Source organism: Brevibacillus sp., assembly GCF_003521185.1.
Classification (GTDB): domain Bacteria; phylum Bacillota; class Bacilli; order Brevibacillales; family Brevibacillaceae; genus Brevibacillus; species Brevibacillus parabrevis.
This window is the reverse complement of sequence record NZ_DOTK01000036.1, coordinates 13,031-39,210: the sequence shown is the minus strand read 5'-3', so window position 1 is coordinate 39,210 and position 26,180 is coordinate 13,031. Positions and strand designations below refer to the sequence as shown.

The 26,180-nt window shown below is 52.5% G+C and carries 28 protein-coding genes and 1 riboswitch; of the genes, 18 read left to right on the top strand and 10 right to left on the bottom strand.

Annotated elements, in window-relative coordinates:
* Positions 1-326 precede the first annotated feature (326 nt).
* The 3 genes from DEP07_RS10105 to DEP07_RS10095 all read left to right on the top strand — a co-directional run bounded on the left by DEP07_RS10105 (position 327) and on the right by DEP07_RS10095 (position 2,528).
* Entirely contained in the window at positions 327-1,121 is a 795-nt protein-coding gene (locus DEP07_RS10105) for a dioxygenase family protein (RefSeq protein WP_280649065.1), read from the top strand.
* Positions 1,121-1,999: an RNA polymerase sigma-70 factor gene (locus DEP07_RS10100; RefSeq protein ID WP_287102428.1), complete on the top strand. Its 879-nt coding sequence runs from the start codon at positions 1,121-1,123 to the stop codon at positions 1,997-1,999. Before DEP07_RS10105 ends, DEP07_RS10100 begins: the two co-directional genes overlap by 1 nt.
* An 82-nt stretch (positions 2,000-2,081) precedes the next feature.
* Positions 2,082-2,528 carry a carboxymuconolactone decarboxylase family protein gene (locus DEP07_RS10095; protein ID WP_287102434.1) on the top strand — a complete coding sequence of 149 codons (447 nt, stop codon included), beginning with the start codon at positions 2,082-2,084 and terminating at the stop codon, positions 2,526-2,528.
* A 61-nt stretch (positions 2,529-2,589) separates the two neighbouring features.
* Here the strand turns inward: DEP07_RS10095 and DEP07_RS10090 are convergent, their stop codons facing one another.
* Positions 2,590-3,135, bottom strand: coding sequence for a pyridoxamine 5'-phosphate oxidase family protein (locus DEP07_RS10090; RefSeq protein ID WP_287102427.1), 546 nt, complete (start codon positions 3,133-3,135; stop codon positions 2,590-2,592).
* 178 nt (positions 3,136-3,313) lie between these two features.
* Positions 3,314-4,309, bottom strand: a complete 996-nt coding sequence (locus tag DEP07_RS10085; RefSeq protein ID WP_122966147.1) for a metal-dependent hydrolase — start codon at positions 4,307-4,309, stop codon at positions 3,314-3,316.
* Positions 4,310-4,464: 155 nt separating this feature from the next.
* Between DEP07_RS10085 and DEP07_RS10080 the strand changes: the two genes are divergently transcribed.
* Complete coding sequence (locus DEP07_RS10080) at positions 4,465-4,758, top strand: hypothetical protein (RefSeq protein WP_122966146.1); 294 nt, start codon at positions 4,465-4,467, stop codon at positions 4,756-4,758.
* A gap of 20 nt (positions 4,759-4,778) precedes the next feature.
* Complete coding sequence (gene mutY, locus DEP07_RS10075) at positions 4,779-5,894, top strand: A/G-specific adenine glycosylase (RefSeq protein ID WP_122966145.1); 1,116 nt, start codon at positions 4,779-4,781, stop codon at positions 5,892-5,894.
* A 101-nt stretch (positions 5,895-5,995) separates the two neighbouring features.
* Here mutY and DEP07_RS10070 read toward each other — a convergent pair whose 3' ends face one another.
* The gene (locus DEP07_RS10070; RefSeq protein ID WP_122966144.1) at positions 5,996-6,154 is read right to left on the bottom strand and encodes a YrzI family small protein; all 159 of its coding nucleotides are present in this window, start codon (positions 6,152-6,154) and stop codon (positions 5,996-5,998) included.
* A gap of 136 nt (positions 6,155-6,290) precedes the next feature.
* Positions 6,291-6,443 carry a hypothetical protein gene (locus DEP07_RS10065; RefSeq protein ID WP_167470372.1) on the bottom strand — a complete coding sequence of 51 codons (153 nt, stop codon included), beginning with the start codon at positions 6,441-6,443 and terminating at the stop codon, positions 6,291-6,293.
* A 496-nt stretch (positions 6,444-6,939) separates the two neighbouring features.
* Here DEP07_RS10065 and DEP07_RS10060 point away from each other — a divergent pair, with 496 nt between their 5' ends.
* Positions 6,940-8,907 carry a methyl-accepting chemotaxis protein gene (locus tag DEP07_RS10060; protein ID WP_122966143.1) on the top strand — a complete coding sequence of 656 codons (1,968 nt, stop codon included), beginning with the start codon at positions 6,940-6,942 and terminating at the stop codon, positions 8,905-8,907.
* An 82-nt stretch (positions 8,908-8,989) separates the two neighbouring features.
* Here the strand turns inward: DEP07_RS10060 and DEP07_RS10055 are convergent, their stop codons facing one another.
* Positions 8,990-9,214 carry a hypothetical protein gene (locus tag DEP07_RS10055; protein WP_173598639.1) on the bottom strand — a complete coding sequence of 75 codons (225 nt, stop codon included), beginning with the start codon at positions 9,212-9,214 and terminating at the stop codon, positions 8,990-8,992.
* Positions 9,215-9,412: 198 nt separating this feature from the next.
* Between DEP07_RS10055 and fabL the strand changes: the two genes are divergently transcribed.
* The 7 genes from fabL to DEP07_RS10020 all read left to right on the top strand — a co-directional run bounded on the left by fabL (position 9,413) and on the right by DEP07_RS10020 (position 16,387).
* Positions 9,413-10,168: an enoyl-[acyl-carrier-protein] reductase FabL gene (gene fabL, locus DEP07_RS10050; protein WP_063228751.1), complete on the top strand. Its 756-nt coding sequence runs from the start codon at positions 9,413-9,415 to the stop codon at positions 10,166-10,168.
* Between the two features lie 112 nt (positions 10,169-10,280).
* Positions 10,281-10,694: a GNAT family N-acetyltransferase gene (locus tag DEP07_RS10045; protein WP_063228750.1), complete on the top strand. Its 414-nt coding sequence runs from the start codon at positions 10,281-10,283 to the stop codon at positions 10,692-10,694.
* 47 nt (positions 10,695-10,741) lie between these two features.
* Entirely contained in the window at positions 10,742-11,278 is a 537-nt protein-coding gene (locus tag DEP07_RS10040) for a DUF402 domain-containing protein (protein WP_005827695.1), read from the top strand.
* 137 nt (positions 11,279-11,415) lie between these two features.
* Positions 11,416-13,200: an ABC transporter ATP-binding protein gene (locus DEP07_RS10035; RefSeq protein ID WP_280649060.1), complete on the top strand. Its 1,785-nt coding sequence runs from the start codon at positions 11,416-11,418 to the stop codon at positions 13,198-13,200.
* A complete protein-coding gene (locus tag DEP07_RS10030) occupies positions 13,200-14,420 on the top strand; it encodes an MFS transporter (protein WP_122966140.1) in 1,221 nt (406 codons plus the stop codon). Before DEP07_RS10035 ends, DEP07_RS10030 begins: the two co-directional genes overlap by 1 nt.
* A gap of 115 nt (positions 14,421-14,535) precedes the next feature.
* Entirely contained in the window at positions 14,536-15,762 is a 1,227-nt protein-coding gene (locus DEP07_RS10025) for an MFS transporter (protein WP_287102426.1), read from the top strand.
* A 79-nt stretch (positions 15,763-15,841) separates the two neighbouring features.
* Positions 15,842-16,387 carry a flavodoxin family protein gene (locus tag DEP07_RS10020; protein WP_242772537.1) on the top strand — a complete coding sequence of 182 codons (546 nt, stop codon included), beginning with the start codon at positions 15,842-15,844 and terminating at the stop codon, positions 16,385-16,387.
* 82 nt (positions 16,388-16,469) lie between these two features.
* On the opposite strand, the gene DEP07_RS10015 is transcribed toward DEP07_RS10020, so the two are convergent.
* From DEP07_RS10015 to DEP07_RS09995, 5 genes are all read right to left on the bottom strand, one after another.
* The gene (locus DEP07_RS10015; protein WP_242772535.1) at positions 16,470-17,336 is read right to left on the bottom strand and encodes an NAD(P)-dependent oxidoreductase; all 867 of its coding nucleotides are present in this window, start codon (positions 17,334-17,336) and stop codon (positions 16,470-16,472) included.
* A 6-nt stretch (positions 17,337-17,342) separates the two neighbouring features.
* The gene (locus DEP07_RS10010) at positions 17,343-18,176 is read right to left on the bottom strand and encodes a pyrroline-5-carboxylate reductase dimerization domain-containing protein (RefSeq protein WP_287102425.1); all 834 of its coding nucleotides are present in this window, start codon (positions 18,174-18,176) and stop codon (positions 17,343-17,345) included.
* A 123-nt stretch (positions 18,177-18,299) separates the two neighbouring features.
* Positions 18,300-18,980 (bottom strand): zinc metallopeptidase, encoded by a 681-nt coding sequence (locus DEP07_RS10005; RefSeq protein WP_063228744.1) that lies wholly within the window; start codon positions 18,978-18,980, stop codon positions 18,300-18,302.
* A 250-nt stretch (positions 18,981-19,230) separates the two neighbouring features.
* Positions 19,231-19,371, bottom strand: coding sequence for a hypothetical protein (locus DEP07_RS10000; protein WP_167470371.1), 141 nt, complete (start codon positions 19,369-19,371; stop codon positions 19,231-19,233).
* Positions 19,372-19,487: 116 nt separating this feature from the next.
* Entirely contained in the window at positions 19,488-20,780 is a 1,293-nt protein-coding gene (locus DEP07_RS09995) for a glutamate-1-semialdehyde 2,1-aminomutase (protein WP_287102424.1), read from the bottom strand.
* 151 nt (positions 20,781-20,931) lie between these two features.
* Between DEP07_RS09995 and DEP07_RS09990 the strand changes: the two genes are divergently transcribed.
* From DEP07_RS09990 to DEP07_RS09970, 5 genes are all read left to right on the top strand, one after another.
* Positions 20,932-21,774: a protein phosphatase 2C domain-containing protein gene (locus DEP07_RS09990; RefSeq protein WP_173600105.1), complete on the top strand. Its 843-nt coding sequence runs from the start codon at positions 20,932-20,934 to the stop codon at positions 21,772-21,774.
* Positions 21,775-21,922: 148 nt separating this feature from the next.
* Positions 21,923-22,933, top strand: a complete 1,011-nt coding sequence (locus DEP07_RS09985) for an ABC transporter ATP-binding protein (protein WP_122966133.1) — start codon at positions 21,923-21,925, stop codon at positions 22,931-22,933.
* Complete coding sequence (locus DEP07_RS09980) at positions 22,926-23,720, top strand: ABC transporter permease (protein ID WP_063228740.1); 795 nt, start codon at positions 22,926-22,928, stop codon at positions 23,718-23,720. The genes DEP07_RS09985 and DEP07_RS09980 overlap by 8 nt, the downstream gene beginning before the upstream one ends.
* Before the next feature lie 3 nt (positions 23,721-23,723).
* Positions 23,724-24,521, top strand: a complete 798-nt coding sequence (locus tag DEP07_RS09975) for an ABC transporter permease (RefSeq protein ID WP_122966132.1) — start codon at positions 23,724-23,726, stop codon at positions 24,519-24,521.
* Positions 24,522-24,927: 406 nt separating this feature from the next.
* Positions 24,928-25,082, top strand: a riboswitch (FMN riboswitch).
* 254 nt (positions 25,083-25,336) lie between these two features.
* Positions 25,337-25,945, top strand: a complete 609-nt coding sequence (locus tag DEP07_RS09970) for an ECF transporter S component (RefSeq protein WP_122966131.1) — start codon at positions 25,337-25,339, stop codon at positions 25,943-25,945.
* Positions 25,946-26,180 lie beyond the last annotated feature (235 nt).

Below are 26,180 nucleotides of genomic sequence, written 5' to 3'. Positions count from 1 at the left end.
TTTTTCCCCGGAGCCGTGCAGTCCAGGCCCACAGAGGGTATCCCAAGAAGCTACAGCGATTCGTCACTTTCCTCGCCACGCCTAAAGTATCGATGAAGCAGACTACAAAGCATCACTCCGAGCAAGCTTTTATCATTCGCCGGAAAAGTGTAAGCTGTCCATAACACGAGCCAATTCAAGCCATCTGCCCCGAACGGCTGCAGAATCGCAGAATCAAGTAAGCAAGAAAACTTATTTTCCGCAAAGGATAGCCATGAGAACAAATATTAGTTATAATACTTACTAAAAGTAACCTTATTTAAAAACTATAGAGGAGAGTGTTTCTCATGATGCCATCCTTTTTCGTTGCACATGGCGCTCCGCTGCTTGCTATCGAAAACAATTCCTATACACAAGCCATGCATCAGATTTCCAGCCTGCTTCCGCGCCGTCCGCGCGCTATCGTCATGTTTTCTGCCCACTGGGAAGCATTTGACCAGATGGTCGGCACGATGGAGACATTCCCGACGATCCACGATTTCGGCGGGTTTCCGCAAGAACTGTACGAAATTCAATATCCGGCAAAAGGCGACCAACAGATTGCCGATGAGACGGTTCAATTGCTGCGTGATGCAGGCGTGCCTGTCACGGTAAATACGACACGAGGTCTGGATCATGGGCATTGGGTAGTTTTGCGCCATATTTTCCCGGACGCGGATATTCCGGTAGTTGCCCTGTCCGTCAATCCGAATCTGACTGTTGCGCAGCAATACATGATCGGCAAAGCGCTCAGCCCGCTGCGGGAAAAAGACGTCCTGATTATTGGCTCGGGTGGAACCGTTCATAACTTTTCATACATCGACATGCGTGAAGCGCAAGGACGCGCTTTCGAGTGGGCCTTGGAGTTTGAAGAATGGCTGCATCAGTCCTTGAGCGGATGGAAAGTGGACGATTTGGCCCGCTATCGCGAGCTTGCGCCGCACGCGGAAAAAGCGGTTCCTGCCTATGGCAGCGAACATTTTGTGCCGCTCCTTTACGTGATGGGAGCAGCAGATGACGAGCGCACCGCCAAGCGACTGCACATGAGTTTTCGTTACGGCAGCCTGAGCCATACGATTTGGCAGTTTGGTGAAGCCAAATAATGAGCGTGGGGATCGCAGAAGTTTATCTCCAATACAAAGGATTGCTGTTTACCCTCGCCTACCAGATGACAGGCTCTGTCGCGGAGGCCGAGGACATTGTCCAGGAGACGTTTGTTGCGCTTGCGGGCGTTGACATCAACGATATTCAACACGTCAAAAGCTATTTGTGCAAAGCCGTGACAAACCGTTGCCTGGACACGTTGAAATCAGCGCGCTGGAAACGCGAACAGTACGTAGGAGAATGGCTGCCCGAACCGCTGTTTGACGACGGCGGCGAGAATGACCCGTTGCGAACCGTGATCGCGCAGGAGCACGTATCCTACAGCTTGCTTGTCTTGCTCGATCGGCTGTCTCCGGCGGAGCGGGCCGTCTACGTGCTGCGCGCAGCCCTCGACTTTGAGTACCGAACGATCGCTGACCTGCTGGAAAAAACAGAGGCGAGTTGCCGCAAGCTGTACAGCCGCGCACAGCAAAGGCTGAAAGAGCCAGGCCTGCAAGTCACAGCAGTACCCGCCCCAGCCAAAAAGCTGATTGAACAGCTGATGCATGCGATTTCCAAAGCAGACGCGAGTGCATTGGTACAGCTTTTGACGCAGGATGCCGTGCTTGTCAGCGACGGGGGCGGAAAAGCCAGGGCTGCGCTGCGCCCGATTTTCGCCAATCGCCGCGTGGCCTCGTTCTGGAAAGGTGTCTGGCCGCGCTGGGCGGATCATTCGCACATGGAGATTCGCTCCATCAACGGCCAGGATGGCATCGTCGTCATTTCCGAAGGCCAAGTGAAAATGACGCTTCAAATCAGCCTGAATCAAGCGGAAGACCGGATCGAGCGACTGTTCATGGTCGTCAACCCGGACAAATTGGCGCATTTGCAAAAGTAATTTTTCCAATCGGTCACAAAACCGGAAAGCCACTCGTCTTTGAGGTTGAAAGATCACATTCGAGTGGAGAGGAAAGATGAACATGCAAACAAGATTCAACTATCGCCAGGCAAACCCGCAAGCGTACCAAGCCATGCTGCAACTGGAAAAATTCGTGAACGAAAGCGGCCTCGACAAAAAGCTGATCGAGTTGATCAAAATTCGTGCGTCGCAAATAAACGGATGCGCCTTTTGCATGGATATGCATACGCAAGACGCGCGCAAACTCGGCGAGACAGAGCAACGCATTTATTTGCTCAGCGTTTGGCGCGAGTCCGCTGTTTATACGGATGCCGAGCGTGCGGCTCTCGCCTTGACCGAGGCAGTGACGCTGATTACGAAAGACGGCGTTCCCGACGCCCTTTACCAGCAAGTAAGAGAGCATTTTGACGAGAATCAGTACACGGCGCTGATCATGGCGATCAACACGATCAACAGCTGGAACCGCATCGCCATCTCGACAGGCATGTTTGCCCCGTACAACCGCTAAATACGTTGCGGACAGACGAAAGAAAACGACACGTTCCCAAGGAAGGGGCGTGTCGTTTTTGTTACACATCCATTTCTACTTTTCTACCCGGATAAAATTGATTTTCTTCCGAGCCTGGATTGCCTTTGGCCGTGAGCGTGTCCGGGGTGATGCGAAAAATAGCGGTTACGCTGCCCATGGACGAGCGATACTTCAGCACGTGCTGCAAAGGCAGCGGATCGGAAAAGTAGCCTGGCACGTATTTGTCGATCATCGCTTGCATCGCATCGCGCATTTCAGCCGGCTCCTGCACGCGCTCGATCGTACCCGACAAAAACACGCTCATATAAGCGGTATCAATATGCGCCGGAACAGGCGAAGCGATCGTGCCGTGCTCTTCGCAAACGCTGAAACAGACGCGGTTGTTTTCGTTGATCATCTCGATCTTTCGCCCAGAGTCTGCGCCGTGAAAGTAAATACAGCCGTTCCACCAGGCAAAATTGAGCGGAATGATATACGGCTCGCGCTCGTTGGACATTCCGAGGTGGCCGACTTTTGCTGTGTGCAAAAACGAAGCGATCTGCTCCTGATCAGTAATGGTGCGTTTGGAATAGCGGATAGGTATCATTGGTAATCCCCCAGTCAGACAGTTCTGTTTTTCGATGTAGCCTGATCGTAGTCGGTTTTTGACTTGGGAAAAAGGTGCAGTTTAGGCTTAATCGAGCAGGTCAGATTCAGATATAGAAAAACCGCTCCATTCTCAAGAGCGGTTTTGATTCAGTATTCAGTTGCTGTGCGGTGTGCGATTATCCCAGCTGTCGCTTGGAATCGAGCTTTTTGGCAAGCTGCTCTTCCCCGCGGTGAATCCAGCCGACGAAAGAATCGCGGATGTTCAGTTGAGGATCGAGATGGACAACGGCGACGAACATGTAGTGGCTTTTCCCTTGGAAGCGGGAGCGATAGCGCAGGTCGATCCATTTGACTTCATAGCCGAAGGGCTGTTCCTTTGTTTCCACGTGGACGTGGTGGGTGAAGGCGAGGAACGATTGCACCTTGGAATCTTGTTTGGCAGCGGCAACGACTTCGCTCTCGGGTTTGATGGCAAATGTGTCCAAAATACTGACATCGCCGGAGTTCACCTCGCCTACATACCAGTGCTGCTCCGTTTTGGCAACAAAAGTCCAGAATGTCCAGGACAGGGTAGGAATAATCGTGTACATGCCCGGCTTGCCGATTCGCGCGCGAACTTGCTCTGTCGTCCGCTTTTGCACCTGGCAGCGCCAATAGTAGTAGCCCGCAATCACCAGGTAAATCAGCAAAAAGGATCGGCCAGGGTGCGCGCCCGCTGCCCAGAGCATGAAGCCGACGAGATGAGCGGCAAAAATGAACGGATCAAAAATGAAAATGGCGTTCAGGGCAACCCACTTATCGCGAAACGGATACAAACCCTTTGTGCCATAGGAATTGAACAAGTCGACAAAAACGTGCAGGCAGACGGCCAAAAAGATCCAGCCCAGCAAATGGAGCCAGGAGGCTTGCGGCATCAGGGCCTGTATGAGAACAAAAATGGCTCCCGACCAGAGAAACAGGGCAGGTACAGAGTGGGAAACGCCTCGATGATTGCGAATGTAGGCCGCAGTGCCGCGAAGGCGAACCAACCCATCCAGATCAGGTGCTTGCGAGCCGATGACCGTACCGATCATCACGGCGGCTGCAAGCGATGGAGAAGAAGCTACGACAGGATCGAGGTAGGCGAGCCCGGCCAATCCGAAGCCCATGGCAAAGTGAGTGGCTGTATCCATGGAATCGTTGTCTTCCTCCTTTTCTTCCAGGCTGTTGTTATGTTTATTATAGCGTGAGAGATGACATAATTCCCCCCTCTGCTGAAAAAAATTGTGAGCTTGTTCCCGCTTTTGCAAAAAGGGTATGATGAATAGATCAAGGAGGGACAAGTCGTATGCTAACTGTCTTTATCGAATACAAGCTGCAACCGGAAAAACGGGAGCAGGCTTTGCGACTGCTTGCATCCATGGCTTCGCGGCTTGCAGCATGGGGAGCACGCGAATATCGCTCCTTCGAGGGGCTTGATCAGCCGGGATTGTTTGTGGAAACTTTTGACGTTTCCACTGTACACGAATATGAACAAATCAAAGCACACCGTTTGGCGGATCAGCAGTTTTGCGACTGTATAACGGGCGGAGCGGCCAAGCTGCACGTCTGGGCGTTTCGCCCCGCCGAGTATCCAAAATAAAAGGAGCAGACAAGAAAGACATGGCAAGAAAAAAAGACAACAGCTTGCAGTACACTCTTCCCGAAGAGTTTCATGTGTTCGGTTTCGCCCAGGATTTGTTGGCCTGGTACGACTCGCAAAAGCGGGATTTGCCGTGGCGGATCAACCGCGACCCGTATCGTGTATGGGTGTCGGAAATCATGCTTCAGCAGACGCGGGTAGAAACCGTTAAACCTTATTATGCGAATTTCATGGAGAAATTTCCGACGGTGTCGGATTTGGCAAATGCACCAGAAGAAGAAGTGCTCAAAGCGTGGGAAGGACTTGGCTATTACTCCCGCGCTCGCAATTTGCAGGCTGCTGCTCGCGAGGTAACCGTTCGCTATGGCGGCGTCGTGCCTGACACGCCTGAAGAGATCGCCACGCTGAAAGGCGTGGGGCCGTATACAGCGGGTGCGATTTTAAGCATTGCCTACGGAAAGCCGGAGCCGGCTGTCGACGGAAACGTCATGCGCGTCTTTTCCCGCTTGCTGTACCTGTCGGATGATATTGCCAAGCCCGCCACCCGGATCAAGATTGAGCATCTCGTGCGCCAAGTCATTCCGGAAGGGCGAGCAGGTGATTTCACCCAGGCTTTGATGGAGCTGGGCGCGATGGTCTGTGTGCCGCGCTCGCCGCAATGCTTGACCTGTCCTGTGTTCGATTACTGCATGGCCCGCAAGGAAGGGGTACAGGAGGAACTGCCGATCAAAGGGAAGGCAAAACCTCCGCGCCCTGTCGATTTGCAGGTGGCAATCGTGGTTCGCGATGGCAAGGTGCTGATTAACAAACGGCCGGAGCAAGGGCTGCTGGCTGGCCTGTGGGAGTTTCCCATGGTGGAGACGGAGCAGCAAAAAGACAGTGCCAAAGCAGAGGCGCTCGCCAGCGGAATCAGCGAACGATTCGGAATCGATATCGAAGTGCTGGAACCGCTCGGTGCCGTGCAGCACATCTTTTCGCATTTGCAGTGGAATATGCAGGTTTGGTCCTGTGACTGGATTGACGGAGACAAGCTGCCCGCTCATGCCAGGTTTGCGGCCTGGAGTGAGCTGGACACGTACACGTTTCCGATGGCCCATCACAAAATCAGGGAATTGCTCGGACAAAAAAGCAAGTAGGACAGGAAGCCAAAAAGCTGTCGAGATAAACTCGGCAGCTTTTTTCATTCGGACGACCATGCAATGGCCGTCTCGTTATTTTCATGGACTGTCGTTGTCGATTATCTGTACAGAAATTCCGGAAACTGCATTGCGATCTGATGTTTCCGTTGTTCCCACTCAGCGATTGCTTGTTGTTGCAAATATTGCGCCTCGCGCTGTTCTGGGGTCAATTTCCGCTTCTCGATAATAATCGTGAAGAAAATCATTGGAATGTGCATGAAAATCCACCTCCCATCCCTGATAAATCGTGCAGTTAGTCGCCATCTATCGCTTTGACTCCTGTAAATCTCATCATCTGACGTCTTTGTTTATTTTTCATTGAAATCCCTCCTGGTTTGGAATGTGAAGACGAAATTAGATGCGGCTAACGTGTTGGGCTGCTTCAAAGGCGTGAGCCTCAGCGCGTTCTTCCAAATAACGTGTGCGCGCATAGGCAGCCAGGCGTTGTTCTGGTTGAACGTGGTTGCGTTCGATCTTGATGGTGAAAAACAAGAAATTCAGTACCATACCAAATCACCTCCTCTCATTGGTAAAAATTGGATGTTTGTCGCCAAGAAAAAGACCACGGGCTGATGCCTGCGGTCTTTTGGGCGCACGAAGAAAAGGAAAGACCACAAGCTACTACGCCCATGGTCTGGTAATTGACGAAAGAGAATGTTGAAGATACGAATACATCTACAATTCGTCGGACCAGGAGGCGCTTCTATATGCAGTTTTTGCAACGATAAGACGATCAGCGAAATCATATGCAAAAGCCCATACATTCATCATCATGTTGCATCCTCCTTCCTTCGAGTAGTAGTGGTGTAAAACGTAACCTTAGAATATGGCATTTTTTTCTTGCTGTAAAGCACTTTTTACCTAAATTCTAAAGAAAGTTAATTCTGAAAATAATAAAATATAATAAAAAATAAAGTTGCGGGCGATTTTTGGTTTAAAATGCTTGCTATAATGGGTAAGTATATCTGACAACGAGACTATGCGAAAAGGTGTGGAAATGCGGATGAAAATGCCAAGATTGACTGTCAGAGCCAAGCTGATTGCTTCGTTCTCCCTTATTTTGATTATACCTGTACTCGCTCTTGGTCTGCTTTCGTACCAGAGCGCAAAGGATCGTCTTGAAGAGCAACTGCTGACGACAGCATCGGAAAATGTGCGCTTGGTGGACGAGCTGATTGACCGTACAATGGAAGCCCAATCCAGAGACCTGCAATTCATCGTGTCCGATTTGACAAAAGCTGACCTGGTGGATCAGGCGAGAGACGAACTGCATAAGAAGCTGCAAACTTTCCTCAAGCTGCACCCGGATATTGGGGAAGCGTACGTCGGAGATGAAACAGGGAACATGCTGACAGCGACTGGCGCCAAGCTTCCCGACGGCTATGATCCGCGCCAGCGTCCGTGGTATCAAGCAGCGATGAAGACGCCTGACAAATCGATTATTACCGACCCGTATATCGACGCATTTACGGGCAATGTGATCGTGGGTGTAGCCAAAGCTTTGCCTGACCGCTCCGGCGTGCTCGGGATCGATATTCAGCTGACCGCCCTGAACGAAACGGTGAAGCAGGCGAAAATCGGAACGAATGGCTATATGACCATCCTCGATGCCAACCACAAGCTGTTGATCCATCCGACAGGAACACCTGGCTCAGACATGACAGCGCCTTGGATTGGCGATCTGTACGCCAAAGCGGCAGGGACGTTTGACTTCACAGATGAGAACAAGGAAGCCAAAGCAGCTTTTGTCACCAATGATCAATCGGGATGGAAGCTGATGGGCGTGATGTACAGGACGGAAGCAGCGGATGCGGCCAGCCCGATTTTTTACCGGACAATGCTGGTAATTGCGATCACGATTGTGATTGGGGCAGGGCTTGTGTTTGGCATTTTGCGCTCCTTGCTTCGCCCGTTGCAACAACTGACAGCAGCCGCGAAAAAAATGAGCGAGGGAGACGTCACCCAGCAGGTGGAAGTGAAAAGCGACGACGAGTTGGGCGTTTTGGCCAAAACGTTCAACCATATGGCGGAATCGCTTCGCTCTCTCTTATTCTCTGTGAATGATTCCGTTCAGCAGCTCGCAGCCTCCGCAGAGGAGCTGTCGGCAAGCGCTGACCAGACGAGCAAGGCGACAGAGCAGATTGCCACGACGATGCAGGATATGGCGACGGGAACAGAACAGCAAGTATCGCATACACAAAAAAGCACCGATGCAGTCGGGCAGATGTCGCAGCGAATCGCCCAGATTGCCAGCTATACGCATGAGGTGTCCGACACAGCCAAAGAGACAGCAAGCATCGCAGCAGAAGGCAATCGCTCCGTACAGTCGGCGGTTCAGCAAATGAACGCTTCCAACGAGTCGATTCTCAGCCTGGCAAAAGTGGTGGACAGCCTGGGGGTACGCTCGCAGGAAATCGGCAAAATCGTAGATGTCATTACGGCGATTGCCAACCAGACCAATTTGCTCGCGCTGAATGCAGCCATCGAAGCCGCACGCGCCGGAGAGTCTGGTCGCGGATTCGCTGTCGTCGCTGACGAAGTAAGAAAGCTGGCTGAGCAGTCATCTGCTTCGGCGGAGCAAATCAGCCATCTGATCAAAGCGATCCAGCAAGAGACCGACCATGCCGTCGATGTGATGGAGCAGAGCAAACGCGAAGTAACCGAAGGAATCGGCAAAGTGAATGAGGCCGGGAAGTCATTTGAACAAATCCAGTCTGCGGTGGAAGATGTGGCGGACAAAATCGAACAAGTCTCGCAAGCGTCGCACGATATATCCGAACAGACGCAACTGGTGGTCGAATTGATCAATCATATTTCCGATGTCACCATGCAAGCTTCCGATGGGACGCAAAGCGTTTCCGCAGCAGCCGAGGAACAACTGGCTTCGATGGAAGAGATCGCTTCTTCCGCGATGTCGTTGGAGCGACTGGCAGAAGATTTGCAAGATCAGATTGGCAAATTCAAGATATAGGGAAAAAGCCTGGCGCAGGAGTGATTCGCTCTCTTGCCGCCGGGCTTTTTGCTATTGCCCGTTCCTTTTCAAGCATCAAACATCAATCGTAAATCGGTTTGGAGGCGTGATCCCAGGCACCGCTGTCGCCGCCTACTGGCCCGCGTGATTCCAATTCGCGGATGACCTTCACGTGCAGGGAAGCCCCTTCTGCGCTCAAGTATGCGGCGAGCTGGGAAAACGTATCGTGAAAGTACAAAAGCTCGTTGATTTCCCACTGGGAAAGCGGGACCATCGTCAATTCGGACAGGTCGCGTCCTATGTACATCGTTTGATTCCTCCCTTGATCTTATGCCTGCCCTCTGTTTTTGCGCGTGCTTAGTATGGCTTTTTCAGCGAGGAATGAGTCAGACGAGATTTTGGCTTCCGGTAGCAAAAGCGGAAGGGGAGTTGTATAATGAAAAATGTGATTTTGATTGATTAGTACCTGCTATTAATAGTTGGTGAGTAGGAGGCATTTCTGATTATGAATACAAAAAAAGTAGCATTGGTTACTGGCGGAACGCGCGGTATCGGAAAAGCAATTGCATTGCAACTGGCTGAGCAAGGGTACGACCTGGTTTTGAACTACTTGCGCAACCGGACTGCTGCGAGAGAAGCGGCAGCCGAGCTGGAAGCAAAAGGAGCGCGCGTGCACCTGGTGAAAGCCAATGTTGGCGACGTGGCAAAAATCAAGGAACTGTTTGCAGAGATTGACCAGGAATTTGGCCGTCTCGATGTGTTTATCAACAATGCAGCTTCCGGAGTTTTGCGCCCGCTGATGGAGCTGGAAGAAAGCCATTGGGACTGGACGATGGAAATTAACAGTAAAGCCTTGTTGTTCTGCGCGCAAGAAGCGGCAAAACTAATGATCAAGGGTGGCAACGGCGGAAAGATCGTCAGCCTGTCCAGCCTCGGCTCGATTCGCGTTTTGGACAACTATACAGCAGTCGGCGTGTCCAAAGCAGCTGTAGAAGCGATCACGCGCTATTTGGCAGTGGAGCTTGCTCCGCATAACATCGTAGTCAACGCAGTATCTGGCGGCGCTGTGGATACAGATGCGCTCAAACACTTCCCGAACCGCGAAGAACTGCTGGGCAGCTCCGCAGAACGCACGCCGGCAGGCCGGATTGTCGAGCCGGAAGATCTGGCGAATGCCGTGATGTTCCTCGTTTCCGACAAGGCTTGGATGGTGCGCGGACAAACCTTGATCGTTGATGGTGGTATCTCTCTTTTGACCTAGTTGATTTTTAGGAGCGGTGACAAGGAGTTGGCGACTTTGACGTCTCACTACACAAGACAAAGTTGTCCATGTGTTGTACAATAGAGGAAGAAGGTTACGAAGGAGGCAACGTATGCTGATTCGTCCGTTTCGACTCGGTGACTATTCGGCTATCACAAGTATCTGGCAACAGACGGGCTTGGACCAATCGGACACGGTGTCGTTGAACGATTTGGCCCAACAGTTGGCATGGGACAGCGATTTGGTTATGGTTGCGGAAAAAGACGGCAAAGTTGTTGGGGTCGTGGTCGGCACGATCGACGGAGCACGAGCCTATTTTTACCGGCTGGCTGTTCTTCCCGAGATGCAAGGTTCCGGTATCGGCCGCGAACTCGTGGCTGCCATCGAAAAGCGCTTCAAACAGCGAGGCGTCAATAACGTCCTGATCATGGTCAATCAGGCAAATCCGGAGATCCTTCCGTTTTACCTTTCGCTTGGCTACGAAGTACAAAAATTTGTTACACTTTCCAAAAAGCTCTCTTCCTAAAGGAGGCTTGTCCCCATTCAAAAGAGAAGAGAAGAAAGGGGAGAGTCATGTCACCAACTCCGGGCTCCAATATCCGCATTGAAAGTTATAAACATGATCATTCGCTGCACCGCATTTGGGACAAATCCACGTTGATTCATACCAGTGATGCGGTGGTGATTGGGGGAAACGATCGGGTCAAGGTGACAGAAGCAGACGGGCGGGAGTGGCGTACGCGTGAACCGGCCATTTGCACATTTGGTCGGGGCCAATGGTTCAATACCATTGCCATGATTCGCGACGACGGCATTTACTATTATTGCAACATTGGTTCGCCCTTCAGCATGAAGGGACAGCTGCTCAGCTACATAGACTATGATCTCGATGTAAAGGTGTTTCCCGACATGACGTATTCGATTCTCGATGAAGAGGAGTTTCTGTTGCACAGCAAACAGATGAACTACCCTCCGTTTGTCGTGGAAAAGGTACAGACTGCGTTGCGAGAGGTACTGGATTGGGTAAGCGCGCGCCGCGGCCCTTTTCAAAACGGCTTCGTGCAACGCTGGTACGAGCGGTATCTTTTAGTGCGAGACGATGAGGAATAATCCCTTTCCCGTTATTCGGGGGAGGGATTTCCTTGTAGTGTCAGAAAGTTGGAAATGGCGAAGAAGATCGTACCAATTTGGCTGTGCCTGAACATATCGGGTACAGCCAAGTTTGCTATGGGAAGGAGGTATGCTGGTTGAGCATACGCCGCTATTTGGCATATGTCATGCCCTATTGGAAACAAATTTTGGGCACTATATTGATAGGTATCATCAAGTTTTCCATTCCGCTTGCCTTGCCGCTCCTGATCAAATACGTCATTGACGACCTGCTCCCCAGCTCGATGCCCCGCGAGGATAAGCTGACACAATTGTTTTGGCTGATGCTCGGGACGTTCTTGATGTTTACGGTCGTACGGGCGCCTGTCGAGTATATCCGCCAATATTTCGCGCAGTGGGTGTCCAGCCGCATTTTGTTTGATATCCGCAACCAGCTGTACGCCCATTTGCAGCGGTTGTCGATGCGTTACTACAACAACACGAAGACGGGTGAGGTCATTTCCCGGGTTATTAACGACGTGGAATCGACGAAAAGCTTCGTGGAAACAGGCTTGATGAACCTGTGGCTCGATCTGATTACGATCGTACTGACGCTTTTGATCATGTTTTCCATGGATGTGGAGCTGACATTTGTAGCGATCGTCGTTTTTCCGCTGTACAGTCTTTCTGTCAAATTTTTTTACAAAAAACTGAGACAGCTGACGCGGGAACGCTCTGCCGCTTTGGCGCGGCTCCAGGGGTATTTGTATGAACGAGTGAACGGGATGGCGCTGATCCGCAGTTTTGCTCTGGAAAGTCACGAAAGCAAAGGCTTCGCAAAGGAAAACAACCAGTTTTTGGACAAAGCGCTGGAGCATACCCGCTGGAATGCCCGGACGGTTTCTGTCGTCAATACCGTCACGGATATCGCGCCATTGCTCGTGATCGCCTATGCAGGCTACCAGGTGATCGGCGGAAGCATGAGCGTAGGGACACTGGTGGCTTTTTACGCGTATTTGGAACGCTTGTATACCCCGTTGCGACGCTTGGTCAACTCCAGCACGGTGCTGACGCAAGCGATTGCCTCGATGGACAGGATGTTCGAGTTCATGGATGAATCGTACGATATTGAGGATAGTCCAAACGCTCGCGAGCTGCCTGTTGATCCGGCGACGGGACGCATCCGCGGAGAAATTCGCTTTGAGCATGTATCGTTTCGTTACCGGGAAGAAGGGCCGCTTGTTTTGCGCGACGTCAATCTGACGATTCAACCTGGCGAGACGGTCGCCATCGTCGGAATGTCCGGTGGCGGGAAATCGTCTTTGATCAGCCTTTTGCCGCGCTTCTGGGACGTGACGGAAGGGCGGATTACTATCGATGGAGTCGATGTCCGCGACTTGAAGCAGCAAAATTTGCGTTATCATATCGGACTGGTGCAGCAAGACAACATTTTGTTTAGCGAATCGGCAAAAGCCAATATTTTGATGGGGAATCCGGAAGCGGATGAACATATGGTTCAGGAAGCTGCCCGCGCCGCCAATGCCCACGATTTTATCAGCGAGCTGCCAGAAGGATACGATACAGAGCTGGGCGAGCGGGGCGTGAAGCTGTCGGGGGGACAAAAGCAGCGGGTCGCTATCGCCCGGGTGTTTTTGCGCGATCCGGGAATATTGATTTTGGATGAAGCGACCTCTGCTCTCGATCTGGAGTCGGAGCATATGATCCAGGAATCGTTGAATCGCCTGACCAGAGGGCGCACGACGCTCATTGTGGCGCATCGCCTGTCCACGATCACCCATGCAGACAAAATCATCGTCATGCGCGAGGGACAAATTGTGGAACAGGGCAAGCATGAGGAGTTGCTGGAACAAAAAGGCGTGTACTATGGCCTGTGGAGCGTCCAGGATTTGGGGATTGATCGAGGGGGAATGGAGGGAATCTGATGGAAATATGGCGCCGCAATCTATACGTGTTATGCGGATCGCTGTTTGTCGTCATGGTGGCGATGAGTATGATCATGCCTTTTTTGCCGCTGTACATTCAGCAAGATTTCGGAATTGACGATCCGCATCAGGTGACAGCATGGGCGGGAATTATTTTCGGGGCCAACTTTTTGACCGCCGGACTCGTTTCTCCCATTTGGGGGAACTTGGCTGACAAGCACGGACGCAAGATCATGATTTTGCGATCCGGCTACTTCATGTCGATCACGGTAGCGTTGACAGGCTTTGCAGGCAGTCTGTGGCAACTGTTGGCGCTGCGGCTGATCAACGGACTGGTGGGAGGAATCATCCCGGCCAGTACGGCGCTGGTTGCCTCTTCCGTTCCGAAAGAGCGCATCGGCTGGGCGCAAGGGCTTTTGCAATCGTTTATCACGGCAGGGACGATTATGGGACCGCTTTTTGGCGGAGTGCTGGCGAATCAAATCGGCTTTCGCATGATCTTCCTGATTACAGGCAGTCTGCTGTTGCTGGCGACTTTGGTCATTACGTTTACGGTAAAAGAGAGCTTCGTTCCACCTGAAAAAAAGGACCGGTCCAGCCTGAAGGAAGATTTTCAAATGATCTTTTCGTCCAAAGAGCTGCCGGCGCTCTTTTTTGTAACCGTGATGATCCAGTTTGCCTTGTTCAGCATCGTGCCTGTATTGCCGATCTACATATCGCAGCTGGTCCAATCAGAAGGAGCAAAAGTCGCGCTGTGGGCCGGAATCGTCCAGGCGGCGATGGGGATTGCCAATGTGTTTGCTTCTCCGCAGCTCGGGCGCTTGGGTGATCGCTTTGGCTCGCAAAAGGTGCTGCTGTTCGCCTTGCTTGGAGCAGCGATCCTGTTTATTCCGCAGGGGCTTGTCTGGACCGTGTGGCAACTGGTCGTGCTAAGGTTTTTGCTCGGTTTGTCGCTGGGAGGCTTGCTCCCGTCAGTCAATGCGCTTTTGCGGCGGGCCACGCCATCCCATATGGTCAGTCGCGTCTACGGTTACAACAACAGCTTCGTCAGCATCGGAAGCATGCTCGGGCCGATGATCGGCGGTTTTATGGCTGGCTACGTAAGCATCAACGGCGTGTTTTTTATGACGAGTGCTTTTTTGTTCATCAATGCAGGCTGGGTGTACTACAGCTTTTTCCGCAACAAAACTGTACAATCTACAGATTCTGGAATAGACTAAAACATATTGGATGAAAAGAGGTGCACCTCCATTGTGATGATCGGTCGGCAGGAATAATCGCATATTCCGTCAGGGCGATGGAAACATGTCCTGAACCGACAGGAGGTTGTGCATCGTGTGGCATAGACGTTTTCTATTCCTCTGGGCGGGTCAGACATTGGCCAATCTGGGGGATGTTTTTTATATTGTGGCGTTCATTTCGGTCATTTACGCCGTATCCGGTTCTGTCATGTACACGGCGTTTGTTCCGGTGGTCATTTTGTCGGCGCAATCGGTCAGCGGCTTGACAGCGCCGTTGCTTTTTCGCAGACTGTCGCTTCCGTCCATGCTGGTGCTGTCGCAAGCGCTGAAGACGTGCTTGCTCGCGGCAGCGGCTGTGCTTGTCGACAGGACAGCAGGCACCAACGGTCAGGCGATCTGGCTGCTGTTCGGATTGGGCGGGCTGATTGCCTTTATGGATGGCTGGGCCAATCCCGTACGCAATGCGTTGGTGCCGCAGCTTGTGGAACGCGAGCAGCTGATCAGGGCGAACGGCTTGCTTGCGACTTCCGATCAGACGGTTCATTTTGCCGGTTGGGCAGCGGGTGGACTGCTCGTGGCGTTCCTCGGAGCAAGTGCGGTTTTGTGGGGAACGGTAGCGGCTTATGTGTTGGCATCTTTGGCAATGCTCGCGGTCAAGCCGGAAAAAGTTGCTCCAGACATGACGGTTGTCGAGCCGCCGCAGGAAAATTGGCTGACAGGCTGGAAAGCGATTCGCGATGTGCCGCTCTTGCGGCAGCTCGTCGCACTGGATGTCGTCATGGGCGTCTCGGGAGCGGTCTGGATTGCGGCTATTTTGTTGCCGTACGTGCTGGAAGCGTTGGGCCGAGGAGAAGAGTGGTGGGGCTACATCAATGCAGGCTACCTGCTCGGCTCCATTTTGGGGGGCACGCTGCTGCTGAAGTACGCGGACAAGATGAATCGCCAGCTGTATCGCTGGCTGCTGGCAGGTGTTGGCGGGGCTGCTGCGATGTCCTTGCTGTTTGGCAGTACGACGTATCCGCTGGCTGCCTTGCTCTTTTCCTTTGCGCTGGGGCCGTTTTTGGAGATAGCCCTGGTGAGCAAGCAGACAATTTTGCAGCAGGAGACGGAGACGACGATGCTGCCGTACGTTCTGTCAGCAAAAGGGACCATCGATGCGCTGGTGTTTGGACTTTCCTCGCTGTTGATGGGGGCGCTGGCGCAGTGGCTTGGCCCGAGAGCGGTTTATTTGCTCTCCGCAGTGCTTTTGGCAGGCGCGGCCTTTTTCGTTTGGCGTTTGCGGCAAAAGCAACTCGCAAGTGCGCGCAAGCAAACTGTCTAAAACATGTAACCCTCTGGCGATTGCCGGAGGGTTTTTTGATACAATGACAGGTAAGAAAACAAGGAGTGGAGTGAGCCGCATGAACATTCTCGTTTTGCATGGTAGCTCAAGAGAGGGTGGCAATACCGAACAGCTGACGAATATCGCGCTGGAAGGGATCCCGCACACAAGCATTCACCTGCGGGAGAAAAACATTTTGCCGATCCACGATCAGCGGCATGTGGAAGGTGGCTTCACGGCGGTAGCAGATGATTACGACGAAGTGACGGAAGCCGTTTTGGCCCACGATTTTTTGATCTTTTCCACCCCGATCTATTGGTACGGCATGTCCGGCTACATGAAAAATTACGTGGATCGCTGGTCGCAAAGCTTGCGGGACAAACGTTACGCCTTCAAGGAATCGCTCGGGCGCAAACAGGCTTATGTCATCACGACGGGCGGCGACCAGCCAAGGATCAAAGGACTGCCGCTGATCCAGCAGTTTCAGTACGTCTTTTCTTTTGTGGGAATGCCGTATGCGGGCTACATCATTGGCGAGGGCAACAAGCCGGGGGATGTTCTCGCGGATGCGCAGGCTGTGGCTTCGGCTAAGCAGCTCAATGCGTGGCTGAAATCGCAGCAATAAGGCAGAAAAAAAGACCGGAAATCCGGTCCCAGATTGTCGAGAAACCCCACACATGGTGAGGTTTCTTTTGCTTTTTAAAAAGCTATTTGCTGGTCGGAGTCGCGCCCTTCAGATGGCGCAAAATCGCCATCAAATCGAGTTCGCCCAACCCTTCCTCCAGGGCGTGGCGATAGGTGGCCTGCGCGGATTCCGCCAAAGGAGTAGCTACGCCAGCCTCGCGGGCAAGCCGCAAATCTTTTGCCATATGCTTCAAGGCAAAAGCGGCAGGGAAGTCGTCTGCGAGAATCGAAGCAGCTTTGCCGCGAATCAGCGAGGTTCCTACTGCGCTTTGCGAGATAATCTCCAGCATTTGCTCGGTGTCGATGCCAAGCGAGCGGGCGAACAGCAACGTTTCCGCTACTCCTTGTACCGTGATGCCGAGCAGCAGGTTGATCGCCAGCTTGGCAGACGTTCCCGCTCCATGCGACCCGAGGTAAACAGCTGCTTTGCCGAGCTTGTCCAGCATCGGCTTCGCTACGTCATAATCCGCTTTCTCGCCGCCGACCATGATGACCAGTTGCGCTTCCTTCGCCGGACCGACACTGCCAGAGACGGGAGTGTCGAGAAAACGCAGCCCGACTTTTTTGCTTTGCTCCGCCAAAAAGCGGGAAGTCTCCGGCGCAATCGTACTCATGTCGATCGCGAGCTTGCCGGAAACGCGGGCAGACAGCAAGCCGTCTGTTCCTGTATAAATGGCTTTCACAGCCTCGTCATCACTTACCATGGTGAACAACACATCGCATTCATCGACCAGTTGCGCGAGTGATTCGGTTTGCTTCGCGCCGAGCGCAACGAGCGGAGCCGCTTTTTCGGGTGAGCGGTTCCAGACGCGGACAGCGTAGCCTGCGGACAGCAAGTTGCTTGCCATCGGTACGCCCATGTTGCCCAAGCCAATCCAACCTATGATCATGTCTGATTACTCCTTTTCATCCATTTGTTTTCCGACCTGCTTTTGCACAAGCTCTTTCAAGGCAGCGTGTTTCGATTCGGTCATGGCAAACAGCTCGTCGAAGCCGCCCGGCAATGTTTTGGCGAGCACGCGCAGCCCTTCTTCGGTGATTCCGCCTTTTGTCGCAACGCGCTCGATTAGCTGGTCGAAGCCAAGCTGTTCGTTTTTCAAAAGCAAAGCGGTGCCGAGCATCGTTTCCACGAGAATGGTTCTGGCTGTCGCAATGTCAAGCTCCGGTGTCTTGCGGACCGCTGCTTGTGCAAACGAATCGAGCATCCCGGCTATCAGTCCGGGTGCGCTGCTGCTCAAAATTGTGGCTGTTTCGATATTCGTCTCTGTCACTTCCTGCACTTCGCCGATTGCGGACAGCAGGGTGAACAAGCGGCTTCGTTCCTCTGAACTCACCCTGTCGCTTACCGTATACAACGAAACGCCGTGCAGCTCGGATGACGTCACGGTAGGAATCACTTTGCTGACTGGCCCGGCATGAACGTTCTCCAGGTCGGAGATGCTGACTCCGGCAGCGACAGAGACGATGTGCTTCTCGCGAGGAATCGTCAGCTTTTCCAGAACAGGCAGGATGTCCAGCGGCTTCGTACAGATGAAAATCAGGCTGGCCTGCTCGCAAATCGCTTGGGCGCTATCCGCGACAGCTACTCCAAAACGGGCTTGCAGCGCGTCCGCTTTTGCCCGCGTGCGGTTGAAAACGACGATGTGTTCAGGGGAAATCACTGCGCTTTTGCAAAAAGACTTCACCAGCATTTGCCCCATACTTCCTAATCCGATAATCCCGATGCGCATGTGCAAAACCTCCCGTCCCATTGTATCGTAAGTCTACGCAAAAAGGTACAGTCTCCCGGTAGGGAAGAGACTGTACCTTGTACTAAGCTTGTATTGGTTTTGGCTTTGTCAAAAGCGATGCGATTAGTCGTCCGAGCTTCGGAAGATCATGATGTACTTCGCGAGTTCGAGTACAGAGATCAGAGCGGCGGCGACGTAAGTGAGGGCGGCAGCACCGAGCACTCTGCTTGCCCCGCGTTCTTCTTCGTTGCGGATAAAGCCCATTCGCACCATCAGCTCTTTGGCACGGCTGCTGGCGTTGAACTCGACTGGCAACGTGATGAGCTGGAAGGCAACGGCACCGGAGAAGAAAATGATCCCCAGGAGCAAAAGACCGGACATATGGAAGAAGAAACCGGCGAGCAGCAAGAGCGGCGCAACACCCGATACGAGATTGACAACCGGGAAAATGCGGTGGCGCGCTACGAGCATCGGATAAGAAACTTTATGCTGGATCGCATGGCCGACTTCGTGACAAGCAACAGACAGCGAAGCGATGGAGTTGCCAAAGTATACAGGATCGGACAGGCGAACCACACGGGACATCGGATCGTAGTGGTCAGTCAGCGTACCTGGAATATGTTCGACGGGAACGTTGGTCAAACCGTTTGCATCGAGCATCCGTCTCGCCGCTTCAGCCCCGGTCAAACCGGAAGAAGTAGGGACCTCGGCATAGCGGTTGAAGGTGCCTTTTACTCGGAATTGAGCCCAGAGAGACAGTCCGAATGCAATGAGTATCAGAAAATCCATCGGGTGAAAAAACATTGAACAATCACTCCTTTTTATCTGCATGAAGAAACACAATAGCAGTTCCTTACACATTTTGTCCCATATCCATGTATACGAATAAGTGTCAGGGCAGTTTCATTAATTTTATTGTACAATCTCTGACCATTCTTGACAATATCACCACCTGCTTATATGTGCAGATTGACTCTTGCTATATGTGAAGCCAGCTTTTCCTCACATAAAAAAACAGACACATCCGTGAAGAATGTGTCTGTCTTTTCGCCGTTTACCGATCGTGGTTTTGCGTTTTGTGATGCTCGGTTTTGCGCGGGTTTTGGAAGCCGACGACCTCCAGCATTTTGCTGCTCTCTTTGGAATCCAGCGTCTTTTCCGGAGCTTGCGGGTACGTTTTTTCGCCTTTTGACACCTAGATCTCCTCCTCGCGATGATACTCACTGCAATCGTTAGTATCTCCAAAAGGCAGGAAACCGGGCTTGGCAATGCTTGTCTCGGCGTCAGGCTCACGTACGCAGCTAAGCTACGCTACGCGTTCAATTGTGCGAAGGCGCGGTCGACAGCCGAGATTGTTTGCCGGATGTCATCTTCCGTGTGCGCGGTGGTGATGAACCACGCCTCGTACTTGGAAGGAGCGAGGCAAATGCCTTCATCCAGCAAAAGGCGGAACATGCGGGCGAACAGCTCGCCGTCTGCTTTTTGCGCTGCATCGTAATCGCGAACAGGCTCGTCTGTAAAGTACACAGCCATGGCCCCTTTGACGCGGTTGAGCTGGATGGTGACGCCGTGCTTGCTCGCCGCATCGCGGATGCCTTTTTCCAGCAGCGCGCCGAGTCGCTCAAATTCATCGTACACGCCAGGCTGTTTCAGCACTTCCAGACATGCGATTCCGGCGCGGATCGATGCGGGATTGCCCGCCATTGTGCCCGCTTGGTAGGCAGGACCGAGCGGCGCGACTTGCTCCATAATCTCGCGGCGTCCGCCATATGCTCCGATTGGCAAGCCGCCACCGATGATTTTTCCGAGCGCGGTCAGGTCAGGCGTTACGCCCAGCAAGTTTTGCGCACCGCCGTAGCAGAAGCGGAATGCGGTGATGACCTCGTCGTACACAACGAGCGCGCCTGCCTCGTGCGTGATGCGGTTCACTTCCTCCAAAAAGCCTGGCTCCGGCGTGACGATACCGAAGTTGCCGACGATTGGTTCGACCAGGACGCAAGCCGTTTCGTTGCCCCATTTGCCCATCGCTTCGGCGAACGCTGCAACGTCATTGAATGGAACCGTGATCACTTCGCTGGCGATGCTTTGCGGAATGCCCGCACTGTCAGGGATGCCGAGTGTGGAAGGGCCGGAGCCTGCCGCAACCAGCACGAGATCGGAGTGACCGTGGTAGCAGCCCGCAAATTTGATGATTTTCACGCGTCCGGTGTAGGCGCGTGCCACGCGAATGCACGTCATGACGGATTCCGTACCGGAGTTGTTGAAGCGGATGCGCTCCATGGATGGAATCGCTTCGCGGATCATGTTCGCAAAAGTGACTTCCCAAGGAGTTGGCGTACCGTACAACGTTCCATTGGCCGCCGCTTCCGTAATGGCTTTTGTGACGTGCGGGTGAGCATGTCCGGTAATAATCGGGCCATACGCCGCCAAGTAGTCAATATATCGATTGCCGTCCACGTCCCAGAAATACGCGCCCTGGGCACGCTCCATCGTAACGGGCGCTCCCCCGCCTACGGCCTTGAAAGAACGGGAAGGGCTGTTTACCCCGCCGAGAATAACATCCATGGCTTGTTCGTGCAGTTGCGCGGATCGTTCACGTTTCATGCGATTTTCCCTCTTTTCTTTTCAAAAAAGTCCTTCATTATCTTAACACAGCAAAAGTCACCTGGATATGGATGGGGAGCTATAGCTGGGGAAAAGGAAAAATGATACAATTTTCAAGCAAATCACTTCACGTAAAAGGCGGTAATCCACCATGAAACTTGAGTGCATCTCCATCAAAGGAACCGGCAATACCAATGAGGACGCCTATGTGATCTCGCAAGCCGATCAGGTGTACGCGGTGATCGACGGCGTCTCGTCGCTCGTTCCGTACGAAAACCGATTCGGGCAGACAGGAGGAGCGATTGCAGCCGAGCTGGTGAAAAGGAAGCTGGAAATCATGCCGCCTGACGCTGTGCTGTCCGATTACCTGACGTTTGTCAACGAAAAGCTGCGGGAATTGATGCGCGAGAGCGAGATTGACTGGAAGCAAAAAGAAGCATTGTGGGGAGCGGCATGTGCAGTCGTTCGTGTGAAAGAGCAGCACATCGAGTATGCCCAGACTGGCGATTGCATGATTTTTGCGGTCTATGAAGACGATACGGTGCGGCCTTTGACGTTTCCGCAAGTTTCGCTGCTGGAGCAAAACGCCATTGCCCGGTGGGAAGACGGGATTCGCGAGGGGCTGTCTACCCGAGCCGAGCTGCACGAGCGATGTAAGGACATCCTGATTCATAACCGCTATCAGGCGAACGGATCAGGAGGATATGGCGTTTTGAACGGAGATGCGGCTTGTGCGGATTTCATAGAGTATGGACGGATCAATCGGATCGGATTGAAGGCGCTTGTTTTGGCGACAGACGGTCTGTTCATGCCACGACCAACAGGCGGAAAAGAACCGGGGTGGGAAGAAACGGTATTGCCAATCGTCCACAAAGGGCTGCAACGTTACACGGATGAGCTGATCGCACTGGAAAACAACGATCCCGAATGCATCCGCTACGCCCGCTTCAAAAAGTCGGACGACAAGACGGGCATTGTCGTGAATTTGCGCTGACAGTTTGTTACAGTTTGCCTTTTGCACATTTTCATGCGCTCATATACACTAACAGTTGTTCATGACCGTTTTGCCAGCCGCAAGCGGTCACATCTCTTTGCATGAAAAACGTCAAGGCGTTTTTCCATTAAAAAAAGGATGGTTATCCATGATTCAAGTGAAGAACCTGCAAAAGGAGTTTCGCATCCACCAGGCCAGAGCGGGTCTCGGGGGTGCTTTTCGTGATTTGTTTAGTCGCGAGTATAAGACCGTCAAGGCAGTGAATGACCTTTCTTTTACCGTGGAAGAAGGGGAAATGTTCGCTTTGATTGGGGAAAATGGCGCCGGGAAATCGACGACGATCAAAATGCTGACGGGCATTTTGACGCCAAGCGAGGGCGAGATCGTCATCAACGGCTACGTTCCGTTCAAACAGCGCGAGGAATACGTGCGCTCCATCGGTGTCGTATTCGGACAGCGTTCGCAGCTCTGGTGGGATTTGTCGCCCATGGAGTCGTTCCGGTTGCTGAAAAGCGTCTACAAAGTCGACGGGCCAGAGGGAGATAAGTGGCTAGACCGCTTGATTGAGGAGCTGGAGATCAACCCGTTTGTCAGCCAGCCAGTGCGCAAGCTGAGCCTGGGTCAACGGATGCGCTGCGAGGTAGCGGCGTCATTGATTCACAAGCCGCGCCTGTTGTTCCTCGATGAGCCGACAGTTGGGCTGGACGTCTTGGTGAAGCAAAAAATTCGCGAGTTTTTGCGCAATCTGAACGAAACGGAAAACATGACCATCCTGCTCACGACCCATGACGTTTCCGATATTGAAGCGCTCTGTAAGCGGGTGCTGGTCATGGACAAAGGCAAGCTGATTTTTGACGGCCTGCTCAGTGACCTGAAGGAAAAGTGGGGCAATGGCACAGAGGTGTCTTTCCAGATGAAAAAGCGCACACCCGCCGACGAGCTGCGCAAGACGCTTGGCGAGATGCCGTGCGAAATTTCCCAGGTAAACGAATATACAATCAGTGTGAAAGTGCCGCAGAGCCAGGAAATGCTGCCGTTTGTCCTGTCAACGGTCATGTCGACGTTCGAGGTCAGCGACGTAAAAATCATGGAGACGAGCACAGAAGATATTGTCCGCAACATTTACCAGGTGGATACAGGGGTGCGGGGCCATGCATAAGCTCTACATGGAACTGATCCGCATGCGCTTTTTGACCATGCTCGCTTACCGGGTGAATTACTACAGCGGGATCATTATTTACGCGATCAACATCGGAGCGTACTACTTTTTGTGGGGCGCAATCTACGGCGGCCAGCAGCAGCTTGGCGGCCTGTCGGTCGAGCAAATGACTTCCTACGTCGCGATTGCCTGGATGTCGCGCGCCTTTTACTTCAACAACATCGATACGGAAATTGCCCAGGATGTACGGGAGGGTAAGGTCGCGATCGAGATGATCCGCCCTTACAATTACTTGTCGGTCAAGACAGCGCAAGCATTTGGGGAAGGGATATTCCGCTTCCTGTTTTTCGCAGGGCCAGGAATTTTTCTCATCAGCTTGATTATCCCGTTTCATTTTCCCGCGACAGCGACTGGCTGGGGATTGTATTTGATCAGTCTCATGTTTGCTTTTTTGATCAACACGCAAATCAACCTGCTGACGGGGCTGTTCACCTTTTTCCTGTTCCGCAACGACGGGATGATGCGGGCGAAGCGTGTCGTCGTTGATTTGATGTCGGGCCTGGTGCTGCCGATCAGCTTTTTCCCGGGCTGGGCGCAAACGGTTATGGGCTTTTTGCCATTCCAGGCCGTCAACTACTATCCGAGCCTGATTTTCACAGGGGCGATTACTCCGGGGCGTTCCTGGGAGTTGATCGGCTTCCAGGCGATCTGGATGGTTGTTATTCTGGTTCCGATTCTGATTTTGTGGCGCATGGCCCGAAATCGGCTGGTCGTGCAAGGGGGGTAGCATATGCAAAACGTCAAGCACATTTTCGGTATTTTCGCCGACTACCTGGGCCAGTATTTCAAGACGAGACTTGCCTATCGGGCTGACTTTCTCGGGGATTTTGTGTCCAACTTGATTTCCGAGCTGATCAATCTAGTGTTCATCATCGTCGTCTTCACGCATGTGCCGTTGATGAAGGAATGGACGCGGGACGAAATCATTTTCATTTACGGTTTCTTTTTGGTGCCGTATGCCTTATTCTCGATGTTTTTCGGGTTTTGGGACTTCAACGAACGCTATATTATCCGGGGTGAAATGGACCGCATCTTGACCAGGCCGATCCACAATCTGGCACAGGTCTGTCTGGAGTCGATCGCACCGGACCGGATTTTCGGCGTCATCACAGGGCTGATCATCATGGGCTATGCTGCTTTTCAGCTCGATTTGACGTTTTACTGGTACGACCTGTTCATCTTCATCGGGCTTGTGATCAGTGGCGCCCTGATTTACGGCGGGGTGTACACGGCGATTGCCGCCGTCAGCTTTTTCTCCGATTCCCGGACAGGAATTGCCCCGATGATTTACAACATCCAGCAGTACGGGCGTTACCCCGTGGATGTGTACAACAAAGCGATTCGCTTCGTGCTGACTTACGTGCTGCCGTTTGCTTTTGTCGGGATTTACCCGGCGGCTTACTTTTTGCGAAAAGAAGTGTGGTATACGTACGCAGCACTTACTCCGGTAGTCGCGGTCATCTTCTTTGGCATCGGCTTGCTCGTCTGGAACTGGGGCGTCACCAAGTATCGGGGAGCAGGGTCGTAGTGGCAGAAGCCACTTTTGGTGCGATTTGGTAGGCAGGAGCAGGATTATGGATTTTTATTTGGGAACGGTTATGGTAATATTAGAGGTAACGAGCTTGAAAGAAAAAAAGACCGTCCGGGGGCTACCGGAACGGTCTGGTCTGTACAAACGAGGCTTCCCTCAAAGGGGACGGCTCACAGTTTTGTGAAGAATAGACCGCCGAGGAGCAGTCAACTCAAGGGCGGTCTATTTCTTTTAGGTCCAGGTAACTACCTATAGCACGTGGCGACTTTAGGCTGAGAAGCCCCATTTTTTTAAAAATATATCCAACTAAATCAATTGGAAAATAACAATAAAATGTCGATTTAACAGTTTCGTCTATTGTCAAATCGAAAAAGCGCAGTATAATATGCTGTATACAACTACACAATTCCTTCAGGGCAGGGTGAAATTCCCGACCGGCGGTGATGGTGCAATCAGCACGTCAAGCCCGCGAGCCTCCCGAGCTGTTGACAGCGACGGAGTGCAGGATCTGGTGAGATTCCAGAGCCGACAGTACAGTCTGGATGGGAGAAGGATGACGACAGTACGTTTACCACACACGTGCTTGTTTGCCTGTGCTGACAGGACAGATGCGATGAGGCATGCATGATGAGCCGCCTCGTTGTTTCTTGAACCTGTGTTTATTGCACATGCTTTGTCATACGCCTGTAAGCTGCCCTGAGAATTATTCTCAGGGTATTTTTATGTTTGCAAAAGCGTAGACATTTTGGCACGTGTGGGCAAGACCGCTGTTGCCATTCCTCAGAAGGAGAAAAAACGAGGAGATGGTACACATGAAAGAAACAGCCCTGCACACATCGCGCAGAGCAACCCAGCGGATCGTGACGATTCCGATGCTGGCAGCCGTTGCTTTTATCTTGCAGTATTTGGAGGTTCCCGTTCCGCTGATGCCGAGCTTTTTGAAGCTTGATTTCAGTACGTTGCCAGCGCTGATCGGCGGACTCATGTACGGCCCTGTAGCCGGCATTATCATCGAAGTTTTGAAAAATACATTGCACATGCTCTTTAAAAATACAGACGGATTGTTGATCGGAGAGCTTGCCAACGTCGTGGCGGGCGCCAGCTTTATTTTGCCAGCCGTCCTTCTGCAACGCAGCGGTCAAGGGAAAAAAGGCTTTTTATCGGGCCTCGCGCTTGGAACGTTGCTGATGACGATTGTCATGGCTGTTGCCAATGCGTACGTCCTGCTCCCGGCATACGCCGCTCTTTATCAGATGCCGATGGCAGAGCTGTTGGCCATGTTCAACGCAACCAGCGTCTGGTCCCTGGTCATGGTCGGTATCGTTCCGTTCAACCTGTTCAAAGGGGTCGTGCTCGCGCTGGTCGCGTATCCGGTCTACGCCAAGCTTGGTGCGCGCATTGCCCTCAGAACCACAAATTGACAACGGCTGCGCGACTTGCTAAGATATTCCCTAACAAAAAGCAGTTTAGCGAAAAGGCTATGAAAGGACCCGCAGCTATATCCTGGTTCCAGAGAGTCGGCCCTAGTCTGGAAGGCTGATACGAGGCGTACCTGCACCCCATCCTGAAGCCGCCAGCGACGAGCTGGTCCGGTTGCCCGCCGTTATCGGGTTGTTGAGTGGACTTATGGCTTGTGCCATGGTCAATCAGGGTGGT

Bases quoted from the DNA above. Each gene is read 5' to 3' on its own strand.
- DEP07_RS10060 (WP_122966143.1), top strand. From the start codon at position 6,940: ATGAAAATGCCAAGATTGACTGTCAGAGCCAAGCTGATTGCTTCGTTC.
- DEP07_RS10070 (WP_122966144.1), bottom strand. From the start codon at position 6,154: ATGCACATTCCAATGATTTTCTTCACGATTATTATCGAGAAGCGGAAA.
- DEP07_RS09995 (WP_287102424.1), bottom strand. From the start codon at position 20,780: ATGAAACGTGAACGATCCGCGCAACTGCACGAACAAGCCATGGATGTT.
- DEP07_RS09985 (WP_122966133.1), top strand. From the start codon at position 21,923: ATGATTCAAGTGAAGAACCTGCAAAAGGAGTTTCGCATCCACCAGGCC.
- DEP07_RS10030 (WP_122966140.1), top strand. From the start codon at position 13,200: ATGGAAATATGGCGCCGCAATCTATACGTGTTATGCGGATCGCTGTTT.
- DEP07_RS10100 (WP_287102428.1), top strand. From the start codon at position 1,121: ATGAGCGTGGGGATCGCAGAAGTTTATCTCCAATACAAAGGATTGCTG.
- DEP07_RS10080 (WP_122966146.1), top strand. From the start codon at position 4,465: ATGCTAACTGTCTTTATCGAATACAAGCTGCAACCGGAAAAACGGGAG.
- DEP07_RS09980 (WP_063228740.1), top strand. From the start codon at position 22,926: ATGCATAAGCTCTACATGGAACTGATCCGCATGCGCTTTTTGACCATG.
- DEP07_RS10010 (WP_287102425.1), bottom strand. From the start codon at position 18,176: ATGCGCATCGGGATTATCGGATTAGGAAGTATGGGGCAAATGCTGGTG.
- DEP07_RS10015 (WP_242772535.1), bottom strand. From the start codon at position 17,336: ATGATCATAGGTTGGATTGGCTTGGGCAACATGGGCGTACCGATGGCA.
- mutY (WP_122966145.1), top strand. From the start codon at position 4,779: ATGGCAAGAAAAAAAGACAACAGCTTGCAGTACACTCTTCCCGAAGAG.
- DEP07_RS10085 (WP_122966147.1), bottom strand. From the start codon at position 4,309: ATGGATACAGCCACTCACTTTGCCATGGGCTTCGGATTGGCCGGGCTC.
- DEP07_RS10090 (WP_287102427.1), bottom strand. From the start codon at position 3,135: ATGATACCTATCCGCTATTCCAAACGCACCATTACTGATCAGGAGCAG.
- DEP07_RS10095 (WP_287102434.1), top strand. From the start codon at position 2,082: ATGCAAACAAGATTCAACTATCGCCAGGCAAACCCGCAAGCGTACCAA.
- DEP07_RS10020 (WP_242772537.1), top strand. From the start codon at position 15,842: ATGAACATTCTCGTTTTGCATGGTAGCTCAAGAGAGGGTGGCAATACC.
- fabL (WP_063228751.1), top strand. From the start codon at position 9,413: ATGAATACAAAAAAAGTAGCATTGGTTACTGGCGGAACGCGCGGTATC.
- DEP07_RS09990 (WP_173600105.1), top strand. From the start codon at position 20,932: ATGAAACTTGAGTGCATCTCCATCAAAGGAACCGGCAATACCAATGAG.
- DEP07_RS10005 (WP_063228744.1), bottom strand. From the start codon at position 18,980: ATGTTTTTTCACCCGATGGATTTTCTGATACTCATTGCATTCGGACTG.
- DEP07_RS10065 (WP_167470372.1), bottom strand. From the start codon at position 6,443: ATGGTACTGAATTTCTTGTTTTTCACCATCAAGATCGAACGCAACCAC.
- DEP07_RS10055 (WP_173598639.1), bottom strand. From the start codon at position 9,214: ATGTACATAGGACGCGACCTGTCCGAATTGACGATGGTCCCGCTTTCC.
- DEP07_RS10045 (WP_063228750.1), top strand. From the start codon at position 10,281: ATGCTGATTCGTCCGTTTCGACTCGGTGACTATTCGGCTATCACAAGT.
- DEP07_RS09975 (WP_122966132.1), top strand. From the start codon at position 23,724: ATGCAAAACGTCAAGCACATTTTCGGTATTTTCGCCGACTACCTGGGC.
- DEP07_RS10040 (WP_005827695.1), top strand. From the start codon at position 10,742: ATGTCACCAACTCCGGGCTCCAATATCCGCATTGAAAGTTATAAACAT.
- DEP07_RS10105 (WP_280649065.1), top strand. From the start codon at position 327: ATGATGCCATCCTTTTTCGTTGCACATGGCGCTCCGCTGCTTGCTATC.
- DEP07_RS09970 (WP_122966131.1), top strand. From the start codon at position 25,337: ATGAAAGAAACAGCCCTGCACACATCGCGCAGAGCAACCCAGCGGATC.